This window comes from Spirochaetales bacterium (genome assembly GCA_016930085.1).
GTDB lineage: Bacteria > Spirochaetota > Spirochaetia > SZUA-6 > JAFGRV01 > JAFGHO01.
Map to the genome: position 1 here is coordinate 135,552 of JAFGHO010000057.1, position 15,760 is coordinate 151,311.

General features: G+C 43.0%; 20 protein-coding genes and 2 tRNA genes. 15 read left to right on the forward strand and 7 right to left on the reverse strand.

Going from position 1 to position 15,760, the window contains the following annotated elements; all coding sequences use genetic code 11:
• Position 1: 1 nt before the first annotated feature.
• The 4 genes from JW881_09825 to JW881_09840 are packed head-to-tail and all read left to right on the forward strand — an operon-like array spanning position 2 to position 1,891.
• Positions 2 to 247 carry an EscU/YscU/HrcU family type III secretion system export apparatus switch protein gene (locus JW881_09825; GenBank protein ID MBN1697800.1) on the forward strand — a complete coding sequence of 82 codons (246 nt, stop codon included), beginning with the start codon at positions 2 to 4 and terminating at the stop codon, positions 245 to 247.
• Positions 247 to 1,401 (forward strand): HD-GYP domain-containing protein, encoded by a 1,155-nt coding sequence (locus tag JW881_09830; GenBank protein ID MBN1697801.1) that lies wholly within the window; start codon positions 247 to 249, stop codon positions 1,399 to 1,401. Before JW881_09825 ends, JW881_09830 begins: the two co-directional genes overlap by 1 nt.
• Positions 1,385 to 1,747 carry a YraN family protein gene (locus tag JW881_09835; protein MBN1697802.1) on the forward strand — a complete coding sequence of 121 codons (363 nt, stop codon included), beginning with the start codon at positions 1,385 to 1,387 and terminating at the stop codon, positions 1,745 to 1,747. Before JW881_09830 ends, JW881_09835 begins: the two co-directional genes overlap by 17 nt.
• A 6-nt stretch (positions 1,748 to 1,753) precedes the next feature.
• Positions 1,754 to 1,891 (forward strand): hypothetical protein, encoded by a 138-nt coding sequence (locus tag JW881_09840; protein ID MBN1697803.1) that lies wholly within the window; start codon positions 1,754 to 1,756, stop codon positions 1,889 to 1,891.
• A 443-nt stretch (positions 1,892 to 2,334) separates the two neighbouring features.
• On the opposite strand, the gene JW881_09845 is transcribed toward JW881_09840, so the two are convergent.
• Positions 2,335 to 3,093, reverse strand: a complete 759-nt coding sequence (locus tag JW881_09845; GenBank protein ID MBN1697804.1) for a HEAT repeat domain-containing protein — start codon at positions 3,091 to 3,093, stop codon at positions 2,335 to 2,337.
• Between the two features lie 46 nt (positions 3,094 to 3,139).
• Positions 3,140 to 3,634, reverse strand: coding sequence for a hypothetical protein (locus tag JW881_09850; GenBank protein MBN1697805.1), 495 nt, complete (start codon positions 3,632 to 3,634; stop codon positions 3,140 to 3,142).
• A 266-nt stretch (positions 3,635 to 3,900) separates the two neighbouring features.
• On the opposite strand from JW881_09850, the gene rpmF reads away from it, so the two are divergent.
• From rpmF to rnc, 3 genes are all read left to right on the forward strand, one after another.
• Complete coding sequence (gene rpmF / locus JW881_09855; protein MBN1697806.1) at positions 3,901 to 4,089, forward strand: 50S ribosomal protein L32; 189 nt, start codon at positions 3,901 to 3,903, stop codon at positions 4,087 to 4,089.
• 101 nt (positions 4,090 to 4,190) lie between these two features.
• Entirely contained in the window at positions 4,191 to 4,433 is a 243-nt protein-coding gene (gene acpP / locus JW881_09860) for an acyl carrier protein (GenBank protein MBN1697807.1), read from the forward strand.
• A gap of 18 nt (positions 4,434 to 4,451) precedes the next feature.
• Positions 4,452 to 5,204, forward strand: coding sequence for a ribonuclease III (rnc, locus tag JW881_09865; protein ID MBN1697808.1), 753 nt, complete (start codon positions 4,452 to 4,454; stop codon positions 5,202 to 5,204).
• Positions 5,205 to 5,287: 83 nt separating this feature from the next.
• On the opposite strand, the gene JW881_09870 is transcribed toward rnc, so the two are convergent.
• From JW881_09870 to JW881_09885, 4 genes are all read right to left on the reverse strand, one after another.
• Positions 5,288 to 6,640, reverse strand: a complete 1,353-nt coding sequence (locus JW881_09870; protein ID MBN1697809.1) for an HD domain-containing protein — start codon at positions 6,638 to 6,640, stop codon at positions 5,288 to 5,290.
• A 415-nt stretch (positions 6,641 to 7,055) separates the two neighbouring features.
• A complete protein-coding gene (locus JW881_09875) occupies positions 7,056 to 7,928 on the reverse strand; it encodes a flagellin (protein MBN1697810.1) in 873 nt (290 codons plus the stop codon).
• A gap of 187 nt (positions 7,929 to 8,115) precedes the next feature.
• Complete coding sequence (locus JW881_09880) at positions 8,116 to 8,616, reverse strand: HIT domain-containing protein (GenBank protein MBN1697811.1); 501 nt, start codon at positions 8,614 to 8,616, stop codon at positions 8,116 to 8,118.
• A gap of 327 nt (positions 8,617 to 8,943) precedes the next feature.
• The gene (locus tag JW881_09885) at positions 8,944 to 9,780 is read right to left on the reverse strand and encodes a hypothetical protein (protein ID MBN1697812.1); all 837 of its coding nucleotides are present in this window, start codon (positions 9,778 to 9,780) and stop codon (positions 8,944 to 8,946) included.
• Between the two features lie 320 nt (positions 9,781 to 10,100).
• Between JW881_09885 and JW881_09890 the strand changes: the two genes are divergently transcribed.
• On the forward strand, positions 10,101 to 10,451 hold the full coding sequence (locus JW881_09890) for a hypothetical protein (protein ID MBN1697813.1): 351 nt from the start codon (positions 10,101 to 10,103) through the stop codon (positions 10,449 to 10,451).
• Here JW881_09890 and JW881_09895 read toward each other — a convergent pair.
• On the reverse strand, positions 10,434 to 11,090 hold the full coding sequence (locus JW881_09895) for a cyclic nucleotide-binding domain-containing protein (protein MBN1697814.1): 657 nt from the start codon (positions 11,088 to 11,090) through the stop codon (positions 10,434 to 10,436). The two genes, JW881_09890 and JW881_09895, sit on opposite strands and share 18 nt — an antisense overlap.
• A gap of 435 nt (positions 11,091 to 11,525) precedes the next feature.
• Between JW881_09895 and JW881_09900 the strand changes: the two genes are divergently transcribed.
• From JW881_09900 to JW881_09930, 7 genes are all read left to right on the forward strand, one after another.
• Positions 11,526 to 12,671, forward strand: coding sequence for an iron-containing alcohol dehydrogenase (locus tag JW881_09900; GenBank protein ID MBN1697815.1), 1,146 nt, complete (start codon positions 11,526 to 11,528; stop codon positions 12,669 to 12,671).
• A gap of 51 nt (positions 12,672 to 12,722) precedes the next feature.
• Complete coding sequence (gene map / locus JW881_09905) at positions 12,723 to 13,532, forward strand: type I methionyl aminopeptidase (protein MBN1697816.1); 810 nt, start codon at positions 12,723 to 12,725, stop codon at positions 13,530 to 13,532.
• Positions 13,533 to 13,649: 117 nt separating this feature from the next.
• Positions 13,650 to 13,723: transfer RNA gene (locus tag JW881_09910), tRNA-Thr, on the forward strand.
• Positions 13,724 to 13,895: 172 nt separating this feature from the next.
• Positions 13,896 to 13,977: transfer RNA gene (locus JW881_09915), tRNA-Tyr, on the forward strand.
• Positions 13,978 to 14,101: 124 nt separating this feature from the next.
• On the forward strand, positions 14,102 to 14,602 hold the full coding sequence (locus JW881_09920; GenBank protein ID MBN1697817.1) for a YkgJ family cysteine cluster protein: 501 nt from the start codon (positions 14,102 to 14,104) through the stop codon (positions 14,600 to 14,602).
• Positions 14,599 to 15,543 (forward strand): MBL fold metallo-hydrolase, encoded by a 945-nt coding sequence (locus JW881_09925; protein MBN1697818.1) that lies wholly within the window; start codon positions 14,599 to 14,601, stop codon positions 15,541 to 15,543. The genes JW881_09920 and JW881_09925 overlap by 4 nt, the downstream gene beginning before the upstream one ends.
• A 3-nt stretch (positions 15,544 to 15,546) precedes the next feature.
• Positions 15,547 to 15,735 (forward strand): hypothetical protein, encoded by a 189-nt coding sequence (locus tag JW881_09930; GenBank protein ID MBN1697819.1) that lies wholly within the window; start codon positions 15,547 to 15,549, stop codon positions 15,733 to 15,735.
• Positions 15,736 to 15,760: the final 25 nt, after the last annotated feature.

Here is a 15,760-nt window from a genome sequence, read left to right on the forward strand (position 1 = left end):
AATGGAAGAGGCAGTCGCTGTAAAATATACCGAAGAACTTCCCGCTCCTTTTATCATTGCAAAGGGAAAGGGACGGATTGCGGAAATCATCAGGAAAATAGCAGCGGAACATCATATTCAAATCGTCTGCCGGCCTGAACTTGCCGATGCGCTGATCGAGATTGATATCGGGGATTTTATTCCGGAAGAATATTACAGGATTATTGCCGAAATACTGATATTCGTAAGGAATTTACAGGGGTATTGATGAGAAAAATTAAAACAAGCGATCTGAAGGAAGGAATGAAATTCGATAAACCCGTTTATATCGACGGGAACAATCTACTTGTGCCGCCGAATATTCCGATCAAGCAAAAGGATATTGAACGGCTTATCAGGTGGGAGATACTTGAGGTCGAAACCGAAGGGGAGGTAATCGAGGAGAAGAAGATCGATCTGAATATTCCATTCGAAGAATTTTCGGAATCGATGACGGGCAGAGAACGCGACAGTTTCGTGATCTATCTCAATTTTGTCGAAAGGATTGAGGATATATTCGATGATATAGCGAAACAGGATAAGGGACTCAGACAGGCGGTTCACACAAAGATCGACGATCTCGTTAAGGATATTCTCGATGAAATGAATCAGCAGGACCATGATTTGATTCAGTATATCCTGCTCGGAAGCAAGAATGAAGTAAAATTATCGACAAGCTCCCTCAATTGCGCGCTGCTGTCCGGGGTTATCGGACAAAATTGCAAGCTTATCCACTTCAGACTATTGCAGCTTGTTACCGGCGCGATGCTTCATGACATCGGAATGGTGCGTGTTCCTGATGAAATTGTGAATAAAAAAGAGAAACTGGTAAAAGATGAATATAATACCTTGCGAATGCATACCATTCATTCGTATAAAATAATTTTACAGGAACTTTCGTATCCGGAAGATGTTGCGGCTATCGCCCTCTATCACCACGAAAAATGGGACGGTACTGGATACCCGAAACAGCTGAAGGGAGATCAAATCCCGTTGGCCGCAAGGATTGTCGCCGTAACCGACGCCTATGAAGCCATGGTAAACGAACGGCCGTATAGAAGCGCTCTCATCGGCTATAATGCCATGAAAAACATGTTGAGTGATAACGGAACTCATTTTGATCCTGGGATACTCAAGGTTTTTTTGAAATGCATCGGAATTTATCCGATCGGGAGTTATGTGTTATTGAACGATTCGCATATCGGGAAGGTGATTGAAGTCAACAGTATGGCCCCGATGCGTCCGAAAGTTCAGATTCTCTATGAAAAATCGGGCGAAAAACTCCTCAATAAGGAAACGATCGATTTGATGGATAATGGGGATCTATTTATCATCAGGGCGATCGATCCAAAGGAAATAGGTGAAGATGCGGAACAGGCGTAAATTAAAAGGCAATCTCGGAGAAGAAAAAGCGGCACGTTTCCTTATTGCAGAACAATATAAAATTTGCGAGAAGAATTTCAGAACGCAAAGCGGGGAGATTGACATTATCGCTGAAAAAGAGGATGAACTTGTATTTATCGAAGTAAAGACGTGGGACAGTCTGACGGAGGAATCGCTTGAACAGGCAATAAATCGCGAAAAACAGCAGAGAATGGTACGTATTTCTAAATATTATCTTGTGAATCATCCGCAATATAACGATTATAATATCAGGTTTGATATAATTTTTTTGACGTTGAAAAACGAAGAGATAATGCACATCAAAAACGCTTTTAGTGAGGGATGAAGAGAAGTGATCAGAATAGCAAAGAAAACGGATCCTAAAAGGCTGGAAGAACTCAAGAAAAAGATACATAATGAAGAATATCTCGCAGTTGCTATCGATATGATTGCACAGAACCTGACAAAAAGCCTTTTAAACGAGGATTAGGAGATGCGGACAAATAATAACAGACGGCGTCATAATTATCGGAGCCGGTATGATAAATCAAACAGATCGCGGGACAAAAACAGTGAAAGTCCGATATGCCCCCTATGTGAAAAACCGGTTCGTGAACTGATCAGTGCGATTTCGTATAAAAATAACATGCCTGCACATTTCGATTGTGTGTTGCGGGAGATACGGAAAAGTGAAGAACTGAATCAGAATGAAAAAGTATGTTACCTCGGGAAAGGGAGCTTCGGCATTATCACGTTTAGAAATCCGTCAAGTCCCATAAAGTTTCTCATCAGAAAGAGAATACAATATGAAGAACAGACGGAAATCCCCGAATGGCGGAAAACAATACCAAGAAAAATATAGTCAATGTACTTTTCTATCGAGTCGTTATCGTTCGACCCTCATTGTCGGCCGGATAAACATACATAACGCCTCTATTTTTGTTTCATGTCCTGAATGACTTCGAGTGCCTTGTTGCGAACCGTTTTGATATAATTCCCCTGCGCGATTTTGATCAGGGCGGTATAGCCGTTCGGATGGGTAAGCCTTCCTTTGTGTTTTTCGGAAATTTTCTGTAAAGAAAGCACTACCGCATATGCCAGGTTATTGTCGGGATTGACCTTGCTTTCTCTCTCGATAACCCAGGCGAGGGATTTACTTATTTCACCGTCGTTATCTCCTTCAGAATGGGCATATTCACCCAACGCCCATGCGGCTTCCGCTTTTACCATCGGCTCCTCGTCATTGATGAGAAACTTGATCAACGCTTCTTTCGACCGTTCAGTCCGAATCCAGCCAAGTAATTCGCATGCCTTTCTGCGGACTTCGGGAAAATTGTTGATGAGTCTGTTTCCGGAATATTTTTTTGTAATACTTCCCTCAGCGCCCAGATAGATAAGGAGTTCCTCGATTTTTGCCGGTATTTTATCAGGTGGAATCGGTGGAGGTGATTCATTGTCGCCGGCTTTTCCGGATCGCTGGTTATTGAGAAACGTCTCGATAATCGCAAGTGCTTCGATTTGTGTCTGTCTGTCATCCGAATACACCTGTCTCTCAACGACCAGGATTTCCGGATTTTCGAGATAAATATCTTCTATCTCCTTTTCATTATCACCGGCATCCTGTGAAAATCCCGTTACCGAACCCAGAAGCGTTAACGCAGTTATGATTACGATAATAGACCGGTATTTCATTATATTCACCTCATTTTATAATATTCAAAGTCAGGGTAATAACCTATTACCACACGCTGATTTTCCATATATCATTCTGCTTTTCAAGAAAAAATAAAATGACATATTCATCATCGCTTTCTACATATGTATATGCCTTTACATGTGTATCGTCAATAAAGGCAATTTTATCAAGCGGTGCATTGATCCTGCTTGGAACGACGATATGATAGAAATAATCTTTTAGATTATGAATAACGACATTCTGGTTTTTTAACATCGGTTTTTCCGATAATTCACGCAGGTAAACGGGATCGCTTTTTTTTTCCATATATTCCGGTGTTAAAAAAGAAAGCCATTTGTCATATTCTCTTTTTTGAATAATCGTATTGAATGAAAGAATTATTTCCTCGATTTCCTGAAATGCCCGATCATATTCTTCCCTGGTCGGTTGATATTCCTCCGAAGGCTCTGTATCTTCCGATTCCGCCTCAATTGTTCCGTTTCCGGTTTCTATTTTCCCCCGACTGTCATGGACCGAACTCGATTGACAATTCATCACGCTTATGCTACATACACCAATGAGAAAAAATAATATACTTCTCATTTGTATATATTGTATATATATATCGTTGTTTTGTCAAAAACAATTTTATGGATGAAAGATCGAAAGCAACGATCTGATTGATTGCCATATTTATTGCCTGATTGGCTATAAGATCCGCTTATTTCATAACTTTTGACTTGACAAGGATAGCGCAATAGGTTATTTTCACTGCATTGAGGCTGTTTGAAGCCTCAATTATTTTAAGATGAGGTAGTAGGAATATGGCAGTACCAAAATATAAAACATCAAAAGCACGATCAAGAAGAAAACGATCGATAAATATGCAATTGGGGGTACCCAATTTCATCAGCTGTTCTCAATGTGGCAACCGAATCATGCGACACCGGGTATGTCCAAAATGCGGTTTTTATCGTGGAAAAGAGGTTTTTAAACCGGAACAGCTTGATTAATCCGCTCAACTATGATTATAGTTTTGTACTGCGAATGCATTAAATACGGATTGAGGGCGTAGCCAATTTTACCATATAGATAAAATAGGAGGAATACATTAATGGATGAACTTTTTGAGAAAGTAAAAAAACTCATTGCTGAAAACCTTGAAATCGACGAAGACAAGATTACAATGGAGGCATCGTTCCGTCAGGACCTTGGCGCGGATAGTCTCGAAACCTATGAACTCGTCTATGCAATTGAAGAAGAACTCGGGATAAGAATTCCTGATGAAAAAGCGAATGAGTTCGAAACAGTCGGTGATGCTTTCAATTATTTGAAATCTCAACTTGCCAATAAGTAAACGATATTAGTGGGGTTAATAAAAAAAGATCACAATTTTAAAGCGCCACCTGTTTCCCCGGAGAGGTTCAAAGAATTACAACTGTTTCAGAAATATGTCGGATTAAGGTTCAGAAGACTCGATCTTCTGAACCTTGCTTTTACCCACCGCTCATATACGAACGAGTTTCAGGGAGAAATCGATAATAATGAAAAATTGGAGTTTCTCGGTGATTCTGTTTTGGGATTGGTGGTAAACGAGTACCTCTATCTGCACCTGACGGACAAGACGGAAGGGCATATGTCGAAGATAAAATCTTTTGTCGTAAGTGAAACCTCACTGGAATCCATCGCAAAGCAGATCAAGATAGAGAATTTCATTCTTATCGGCAAGGGAGAAGAGTATTCCGGCGGCAGAACAAAAAAGGCGATTATCGCGGACGCGATGGAGGCCTTAATCGGTGCCTACTATCTCGATTCGGGTTTTGCGAACGCAAAAAAGTTTATACACAGGCTTTTTATCCCTGAAATAAACAAGGTACTGGAAAACAAGCATCAGAAGGATTACAAGACATTACTGCAGGAATATATACAAAAAAGATACAAAACATATCCCAAATATACGATCATTCAGAAAAAGGGTCCCGACCACGACAAAACATTCTGGATTTCGGTAGTAATTAATGGAAAACCATACGGTCCAGGACAGGGCAAAAATAAAAAAGAAGCAGAACAAAACGCAGCACAAATCGCTTACAAGACGCTTACGGATAAAAAACAGAAATCGGAATAAACGGAAAAACTGGGAGTTAAAGAAGTTTTAACGCCCCGTAGGGTGAAAAATGTCGTATTATAATATCATTCGTGCTTATTCCTTCATTTCTTTCGAAGCCGATCCTCATAAAACCGCAACGCAATTGCCAGTAAACGAGACCGTGAATTGAGTTCCGGATCCTCGATAACCGCCTCAAGAAGGTAAGCGAGGATTGTCCCGACCACAGGACCGGGATGTATTGAAAGACCGTTGATAATGTCGTCTCCATTGATTGCCAAATCAGATAAAGTCAACGCATGGTCTTGTGCAAGTATCGCTTCGATCCTTTTTTTAAAGTCGGCGATATTTTTGCTGATAAATTTTCTTCTGCACATACCGGCCTGATCCGCTCTCCGTAACATGATAATGTCTGCGATGTGATCGATACCGACACGGGTAAGAAACCGCCTTACGGCGGCATCCGTCCACTCCGGATCGTAGGAAAACATATGGTGGAGAATAAGATGTGATATTTTTTTTATCTCGTTATTCGAAAACCGAAGACGCGCGGTTATCTCCCGAGCCATATCGGCAGAAACCTTTTCGTGACGATAAAATCTTATTTCTCCGTTTTCATTACGAACCTGTGTTCGTGATTTCCCGATATCATGAAGGAGTGCCGCGATGCGAACGGGGAGATTGTCCTGCGGCGCCGCTTCGCATGAATAAAGACTATGATAATAGACATCAAAGCAATGGAGTTCTCCCTGTTCGATACCACGGCACGCATCAAGTTCGGGAAGAACATAAACGAGAAGGCCGGTTTCCTTCATCAGTTCAAATCCCATAGCCGGATGTAATGAACACACTATTTTAATCAATTCGTCACGTATTCGCTCATATGATATCGCTGTGATATTTGCCGCCAGTCCCGTCATCGAAGATTTCGTTCGCGGTTCAATGTTAAAATCAAGCTGAGCGGCAAACCTGCACGCCCGGAGAAGGCGGAGGGCATCCTCGTTAAAACGTTCCACAGGATTCCCGATAGCACGGATCACCTTTTTTTTCAGATCGCGAGTTCCATGATGCGGATCGACGATTTTTCTTGTATGGAGATCATAGGCAATAGCGTTGATCGAAAAATCACGGCGTTTGAGATCTTCATAAATGGATGACGTGTATGAGATTGCATCCGGTCTTCTTTTATCGGAATAGTCGCCGTCGATTCTGAATGTCGTTACCTCGAAGGTTTTATTCAAAAAGAGGACGGTGACGGTCCCGTGTTTGATCCCCGTTGGGATTGTCTTTGGAAAGATCCTTTTCACCTCATGCGGCATGGCATCGGTGGCGATATCAAAATCTGATAACTGCCTCCCGAGAAGCTTATCCCGGACCGCGCCGCCGACCAGAAAACATTGGTACCCATGATCGTGAAAAAGAGCGGCAAGACGATATAGCTTTTCGGGAAATTTCATTACGGAACTCCATACACTTCTTTTTATTGATGCTTTAATGCGGTTTTCTCACAAACACTCTGTATTTCCCGTTAATTGTTTTTAAGAAAAACAATTGTTATTTATACCAAAAAGCACGATGCATCAATGAGAAAAGCGCAAAAACCCCGCTTCGATATGAAAGTCGCTGTATAATAAATCGGTACCGTATATTTCGGTAATTAACCGACTACTCGGGAGAATTCCGGGTTCGCATGGCTTATATCACCGTTCATGTCGATACGGGTAAAAACACATCATCTTGAGTATAATATAGCGAACGTGCATTGAAAAGAGTAGGGCGGACGCATCTTTTAAGCACCCATGGAACACTGCATTACTTTATCGGCACCTTCAAATGAAGGTGCCGCTTTTTTGTGTCTTGAATAATGACGGGTTACTGAAAGAGTTGGAGTATCGTCTGGGGTTTTGTATTTGCCTGGGCGAGCATTGCCGTTGACGATTGAACAAGAATCTGGTTTTTTACAAAACTGACCATGATTTCCGCCATATCGGCATCACGGATTCGCGATTCGGAAGCCTGAAGATTTTCCGCCCCGGCCAACAGACCGGTCATGGTGTGCTCGAGTCTCGTCTGATACGCACCAAGGTCTGCTCTTTGCTTACCGATTTTCTGAAGTGCTTCATCGACAAGACCGATCACCATGTTGGACCGGTCGGGTGTCGAAAGCGAAATAAATGTTGCCGCATGCGCAAAGCCCTGCTTACTCTGAATACCGAGTGCCTGTGCCGTCATCGTATGGATATAGACTCGTTCACGCTGGTCCATATTCGCTCCCATATGGAACCACATACTACCGGTTATCAGATTTTCTCCCATATCACGGGCAAACCGCCCGGTCAAGAGATTCATGCCGTTGAATTGGGCATGTGAAGCGACCCTGTTGACTTCATCGACAAGCTGGGATACTTCGACCTGGATCTGAAGCCGGTCTTCGTCAGAATAAATACCGTTCGAACTCTGGATGGCGAGTTCCCTGATCCGCTGTAAAATATTCTGACTTTCCTGCAGATACCCCTCAGCCGTCTGAATAAATGAAATACCGTCCTGTGCGTTTTTTTCCGCGCGAAGCATCCCCCGGATCTGGGTTCTCATTTTCTCTGAAACGGCAAGCCCCGATGCATCATCGGATGCACGGTTGATTCTGTATCCGGATGAGAGTTTTTCCATATCCTTACTCACTTCAAGGTTGTTAAACTTGAGCTGGCGGTGGGCAAAAATCGCACTCATATTATGATTGATAATCATCCAATCCTCCTTGATTGTATGTATGAAAAGACATCCATGTCTTTTTTTTGTGAAGCGCCTTCTCATTAATACTCGGTAAAACAAAGCGCGGCTTTAGTGATAAATGAGTCGGGATCATTCATGTAATAAAAGGCAAGGATTACCTCAGCGGAATACGAGGAATGTGAATGCGGCGCATTCGTCCCTGCTAGAGATTTTTCAGATAAACTGCAGCTTTTTTTATTTTCATCGTCGTATCCATGGGGTTCTCAATGAGAATACGTTTACCTGCGATCAGGTCGACAATGCCTGTTTCAGCGGGATAGCGGGGGATTATATGGATATGGAGATGGTCGATCGATGCGCCGGCAGATTTTTTCATGTTGTATCCTATATTGTATCCGGAAGGCGTATAGAGTTGATCGAGAATGTTGAGAAATTCCTTTTTCAGTAATGTAAACCTTTTTTCCTCCTGTGCATTATAGTCACGGATATCCTCGATATGCCTGAGCGGGAAAATAATGATATGACCGGGATTATACGGATAAAGATTCACACAGACGATGAAAAAGTCATCCCTGTATACCGATAAATCGACTACATGGGGTTCCTTGTCCCGTATCGAACACAAAATGCAACCGGGTGGTTTTTCACCCCTGACATATGTAATTTTGTTGAAACACAGGAAATATTGATCGGACAAATGCATCACCTTTCTTTATCTGATTTTCTGCACGGTATACCCGAGAAACAGACTCGGCCGTTTTTGCATATAAGCAGAAAAGCCGTGTGCCGGCGGTCCCGGCGATGTTTCGTCGACGTGCGGATGATATCACCCCTTGTTTATTTATAATGTAAACGGGTATGAAAAGCAATATATTTCCGAGTTTATGAAGATCGAACATTATTGGCAATATATTGTTGTAAAATGGATTTCGGCGCTTTTCTCTTTATGCAAAGTGTTTTTACCTTAAATAAACTTTTTTATATAACATACAATCAGTACTATTGGGGGCTTGTGTAAAAGAAAACCGAACTAATCTTCCTCCTCGTCTGTGTATTCCGGTGTATGTGTCGTGAATCCCTCCCTATTCATGTAGAGAAAATCTACAATCGCCGGATATTTTTGCAGCACATCCTTGTATGTTTTTAAATTAAGGATTATCTCATCCATTTCCCGCTCGATTGCCCTGATATGTCTCTCTTTTTCTTCCTGTAATGTGGCGATTTTTTTGTCGAGAAATGAAAGAAACCACGATTTCAGTGAAATATATTCATCATAATCAGGGATCCGTAATGATTTTGGTTCAAGCCTTATAAGGGAGACGGCGTCATAGACGGTTTCATGAGCGATCAGTGTTCGTAGGCGGGCGAGAAATTCCTGTTTTTTCAGGTTGAGGGTGGCGGGATCTTTAATAATAATCGCCGTGACTTTTTCCGTCAGACCGGTCGCGATGTCATGATACCATATGTCGAGTGTTTCCGGCGTCAAACCGGATTTGACAAGCGAGGGTAACTTTTCCGGTATTATATCGAACACAAGGTAAAAGACAAGGCTGAATGAAAATTCGGATGATGCAGTGTCGGTCTCTTCTCCTTCGGTAATATCTTCAGTGCCGAGATTGCTGTTGAGGGGAACATCGATATCGGCATGGTAGGGATTAAGATTGAACCGATACATAGTGAACACGGTCGGAAGGAGTTTTTCCCATCTCCACAACCAGATATCCGGTCCGTATACCTTCTCTTCAAGACCGGACAGTTTTGTCTGGATAACCGCATATGTGTTTTCCTTCACGTGTACCAATCCGACAAGAAAAATCACGATTCCGAAAACAAGAATAATTACAAATCCTATGATAACCTTTTTCATGCGTTCACCTTTTCAACCATTAATGATCCCGCTATGACTATAAAGGAAAAAAAAGATATACTCAATCGACGATATGAAATGAGGGCCCTATGCCGGATGCCACGGGTGCGCCTGTGCATATCCCCTCATGTCAGACAACAGGGATTACCTGCGGGAAACAGTGTTCCCGAAAAGACCGTCAGTGAGAGACGGATCAATATTGATGCGGGGGTCAATATTGATATTATTGGCTTCAACCGATATATTAATACATGGCTGATCATGATTTTATGTTGGTAGTCGAATATTCGGCGGTCACAATAATATTTGCCTGAATATAAATGGAAACGATGATATTCGGTAAACAGATACGAAAGACCTGGTTATTTCATGTACTGGGCAAACTCACCCTCTTTCTCGTGCTTTTTTCCCTACTCCTTCTCTTTTTATATATCGTCGGAAATTTCCAGGAATTTCTCGATGCGACGCAGATATTCCTCCTGAAGACACTTGAAATTACTTTGCTTGCTTCGGCAATTATTGCGACCTACTACATCGTATTTCTCTTTCTCATTGCTTTTCTTGAGAAGAAAATATATCTCCTCCGGCTTGTACTCGCTATCATCGCCATCATTATCTGCCTGTTTCTCTTCATCGCCCTCAAGTTTCTTACATCATGGCTCGTGTTTTAATGATGAGTGTTCACGATCGTAATTTTCGATAAAACGTTTGATAATAAGCTGGATGAGATAATACCCGAATGTGGGATTCTGATAATACAACTGGGTAATCGTGCTTTCATGTATCGTCATAAGTTGACCGTCTTCGACACACATGGCGGTGGCGGTTCTTGTTTTATAGGGTGAAAATATACCGATTTCTCCGATGATATTGCCTTCCGTCACCGTCTGTCCGATTTCTTCCAAATACACCTTCCCCTTCTGAATATAAAATATCTCCGGGGCGGGGCTTCCTTTTTTAAAGAGCACTTCTCCTTCAGCCATGTTTCGCTTTGTCATGAACGGAACGAGACTGTCGAGTGAATATTCTCCCTGCGATGCGGCTTTTACCTTTGCGATTAGTTTTTTCATTTGTACGAGGCGCACGACATTGAGAGGAAAGAGAAAGACATGGAGAAAAAAAACAGGTCCCAGCCCCCCGAAAAAACCGTAGGTAATAAAAAAAATATTGGAACAGATAGCAAAAATTCTCAAAGGGATAATCGTTTTCATATAAAAGGTGATTGCCGTAAAAAGCGATGCAATATAGCCGACAACGACAATCCAGCTTATCGTGCGGAAGGATTCGATCAGATTGTATATATATTCCATACCAATCCCCCTTTCCTTTCGATTGACTCATTCATATGCATTCATTCACGCAACAGTGACATGTTCTTATATGGTAGTTGATTTTTATTGAAAAATCGACCATTTTTATAACCGGGAACGACCTCCATCCTCAAAGACCGGTGCGGAAAACTTCTCTATCCGCTGCAAGAGGACGTTCGATCGAAAAATATCATAATTTACAGCTGTTCACCGGACGGCTTAAACTCGTGCTATTTGAAAAAGAGAGAATGTACTCTTCGAAACCGACCATAAGGTTCTCCCGATACGCGGGCTTTCCGTAAGCGGAGGAGTGAAAGGTCGCGACTGGTTGACCGGTAAATGGTGAAATTAGTTAAAACCATATAAAACCGCACAATGCACCGGATTTTTTGACTTTCATTGACACGGTATTCCGAATCCTGTTATAGTGAATACATGATCAAGCCATTTGCATTCGAATGTCCGCAATATATCCATTTCGGGCCGGGTGAGCGAAACCGACTCGGCACTATCGCGGCCGCTTTCGGCAAAAAGATTTTTTTTATTACAGGCCGCAGATGGTTCGAGCAATCAGGCTGGAAACAGGTCTTTTCGAAAATTCTTGACGGATGTACTGTCTGTTTCAGAAAATGCGAATCAGGAGAGCCGACCGTGGAAAGCATATCGAGGGTCACAGAACAGGCCCGTGAGTTCGATCCTGACCTCATTATCGGGTGCGGCGGCGGGTCTGTCATCGATACGGCTAAAGCGGTATCGGGACTCGTTCGTGAAAGTGACGGTATCGGGGATTATTGTGAAGGAATTGGGAAGGGGAAAAAACTCGATAAAAGCGGCGTCCCCTGGATCGCGATTCCCACAACGGCGGGAACGGGTGCGGAGGCAACAAAGAACGCCGTTGTGATATCCAAAACCCATCGCGCGAAAAAGAGTTTTCGATCTCCCTTTCTCCTGGCTTCTACGATTATCGTTGATCCCGAACTGACTGCCGGTCTCGATCCATATATTACCGGTATTTCAGGTCTCGACGCCCTCGTACAGCTTATAGAATCCTTTGTTTCAAAAAAGGCAACACCGATGCCCCGTGCATTGGTGAAACACGCTTTTCCCGTCATGCTCGATGCTCTTTTCAATCTCGGAAAGGATATAAAAGATATGCGTGCCCGTACGGGGGCGGCCTATGGGGCCTTGATAAGCGGAATCGCCCTTGCCAATTCAGGACTGGGGGCGGTTCACGGGTTTGCGTCGGGGATTGGCGGTCTTTTTGATATTCCGCACGGGCTTCTCTGTGCCGAATTCCTTGTACCGGTTCTGAAGATGAATGCCGATGCCATACGAGAAGATATGCGGGTATTGTGCGGCGGTGCAAGAGAGAATTCAAACGACGATCCCGTTGAAATGCTGATCGAAAAAACGATCATGCTGCTGGATCTTTTCAACATACCGAAAGACCTCGGGCGATACGGGATCGATAAATCATTAATCACTTCGATAGCGGAAAAATCCGAGGGTTCGAGTATGTCCGGAAATCCGAAGACTTTGAGTCTGCGGGAAAAAGAAGAAATCATCCTCAGTGTCGTATGATCCGGGATCTTCGATTGAGTGTTCAAGCGGTTCATACGATAATAAAATGGAATGTTTGAACAGGATATACATATTCCACTGAAAACCTCTGTCGATGTCGCGCGGATACGAAGAAGCTGCAGAATTGTCGAAAAGGTCCTGCGAAATCTGGCAGTGTATGTGAGAAAAGGGACCACAACAGCGGAACTTGATACGCTTGCCGAACAGATGATAAAAAAAAACGGGGGGCATCCCGCGTTGAAGGACTATAACGGATTTCCCGCATCGATTTGTACTTCGGTCAATCATGTCGCGGCGCACGGACTGCCGTCGGATTACGCTTTGGACGACGGCGATATTGTTACTATCGATACAACCATCTCGATCGACGGCTGGTATGGCGACGGTGCCTGGACATTTTGTGTCGGGGCATTACGGCCGGATACGAAAAGGGTGATCAGGGCCGCATGGCAGTCTTCTCTTGCGGGAATCATGGCGATAAGGCCGGGGGGATACATCGGCGATATCGGATTTTCAATACAGGCAATCGCCCTAAAACACGGGTGTTCGATTGTTCAGGAATATGTCGGTCACGGGATCGGACAGAAGATGCATGAAGATCCGCGGATTCCGAATATCGGTGCAAAAGGAACGGGCATGAGAATAGTACCTGGTATGGTTTTTACCATCGAACCGTTGATCAGTATCGGGAATCCGGAAGTGACGATTACCGAAGACGGTTGGTCGATCGTCACATGCGATAATTCTCTTACCGCTCAATTTGAGCACACGGTTGCCGTGTTCAGGGACCGGATAGAAATTCTCACACTTTCTGTGGGAAATATGAAAGAAAATGTTGACTATCCCCCGTATTTTTTATAAGATTGTCCGTGTTGTTCTAAAGCTTTTTCACCCCTTCCCCCCCAAGCAGGGGAAGGGGTGAAAAACGAATATCTCTTGGATAACGGCTTTGAGGGCCTGATAGCAAGAGAATATGATGCCACCTTAGCTCAGCTGGCCAGAGCACGTGACTTGTAATCTCGGGGTCCTCGGTTCGAATCCGAGAGGTGGCTTTTCTTTTCAATCAAAGCGTGGATAAAATCAATCGGCAGGGAATAAGGTTTTCACCATAAAAATTGACATAAAAATACTTGAATAAATTTGTATAATTCGATAGATTGCTTTATATATTTGGCGCGGGTATACGAGCCGCAGAAAGGCGGCTGCGGCAGTGCCTGTTCGTGAGGGGAGATTCCCGAGTGGTCAAAGGGGGCAGACTGTAAATCTGTTGGCTCAGCCTTCGAAGGTTCAAATCCTTCTCTCCCCATTTATATTTCATACGTAAGCAGAGTTCACCGAATTCTATAATCGTCATGATCAATATAACGTCTTTTTTTCCGAATATTTTCCATAAAGATAAAACCTGAAAATTACGGTGAGGTTTTACATCATTGATCGATAAATTGATAAAACCATTCTATGGCGACGGACTTCACTTTGAGTGTACAAAATGTTCGGCATGTTGCCGCCATACTCCCGGTTATGTATTCCTTTCGAAAAACGATATATCATCACTTCTTTCGGCCCTGCAACTTCCTTTTTCACGGTTTTTCAGTGAATTCTGCAGGATTGTTCCGACGATAAGCGGGACAAAGATAAGTCTTATAGAAAAATCCAATTACGATTGTATTTTCTGGAGTAATGACGGATGTCTCTATTATGAACACCGTCCCTTCCAGTGCAGGAGTTTTCCATTCTGGACATCGTATATGGGTTCACGGAATAAATGGAAATCCCTAAAAAGCTTTTGTCCCGGTATTGACAATGGTATCCTTCATTCAGGCAAAGAGATCAACCGCTGGATGGAAAATGTTAAAAAGGAAGACTATTATTACAGCCGCCGGGACTTCGAGAATCACCTGATGTCGAATGAGGTCGAGGAAAAGGGATGAAAATAAAGTTCTGGGGAGTAAGAGGTTCGATACCGACTCCACTCACATCGAAACAGATTAAAAGCAGAATTTCAGCCGTTATACAGCGAATCAAACCCGCGGATCTGACGTCTCCGGAAAACAGAGAGTTGTTTCTTGCCCGGTTGCCCGAGGACATTTTCGGGACGGTAGGAGGAAATACCACCTGCATAGAGGTAAAGATCGATGCCCCGCGATGTTTTGTTATCGATGCGGGGACGGGTATCCGTGAACTCGGCAATTATTATACTACGGAAGAAAAACATATCCATGAGTTTCATATCTTTTTCACCCATTTCCACTGGGATCATATCCAGGGAATACCTTTTTTTTCACCCGCCTTTAACAAGCGGAACACGATATTTTTATATAGCCCCGTACCGGATTTCGAAAAATATTTGAGAGACCAGATGAGATTTCCCTATTTCCCGGTCGGGATGGATATTCTTCCCGCGGACATTCACTTTATCGAACTGAACGGGACGAAGCTGACAATCGATAATACGGAGATTGCGTGGAAGAGAATGAAACATCCCGGCGGATCGTTCGCCTATAAAGTTGTGCATAAAGGGAAAAGCGCCATCGTGGCAACGGATTCGGAAATTACGGAAAAAGAGTTTCTGAGGGATGAGGAGAATACGGTCTTTTTTAAGGATGCGCATGTATTGATCCTTGATTCCCAGTATACGCTGGAAGAATCGATCGACAAAATTGATTGGGGCCATTCATCATATAGTATCGATGTGGACCTTGCGTCGGTATGGGGGGTAAAAAATCTTGTTCTTTTTCACCATGAGCCACTCTATAACGATAAAAAAATAATTGGTATCGAGCGATTATCGAAGTGGTATCTCAATCATCTGAAAAACAAATATTTGAGTATTATGGTTGCCGTTGAAGGAAAGGAAATCGTAATCGAGTAATACATGGAAGAGAAATTCGTTTTGGGATTGTCAAAAAAAGAACTCATTGATCTTTATTTGGCACTCAAACAAGACGAACTTCGTCTTGGTGAATCAGTCGCCGCAATTCTCATGCGCCTGGAAAAGGAATTATATTCCCTGCTTACGATCGATGAACTGGAAAAAATACAGAGAAAAAATGAATATCCCTGACTATTGATTTTTTTACCGGAAAAGG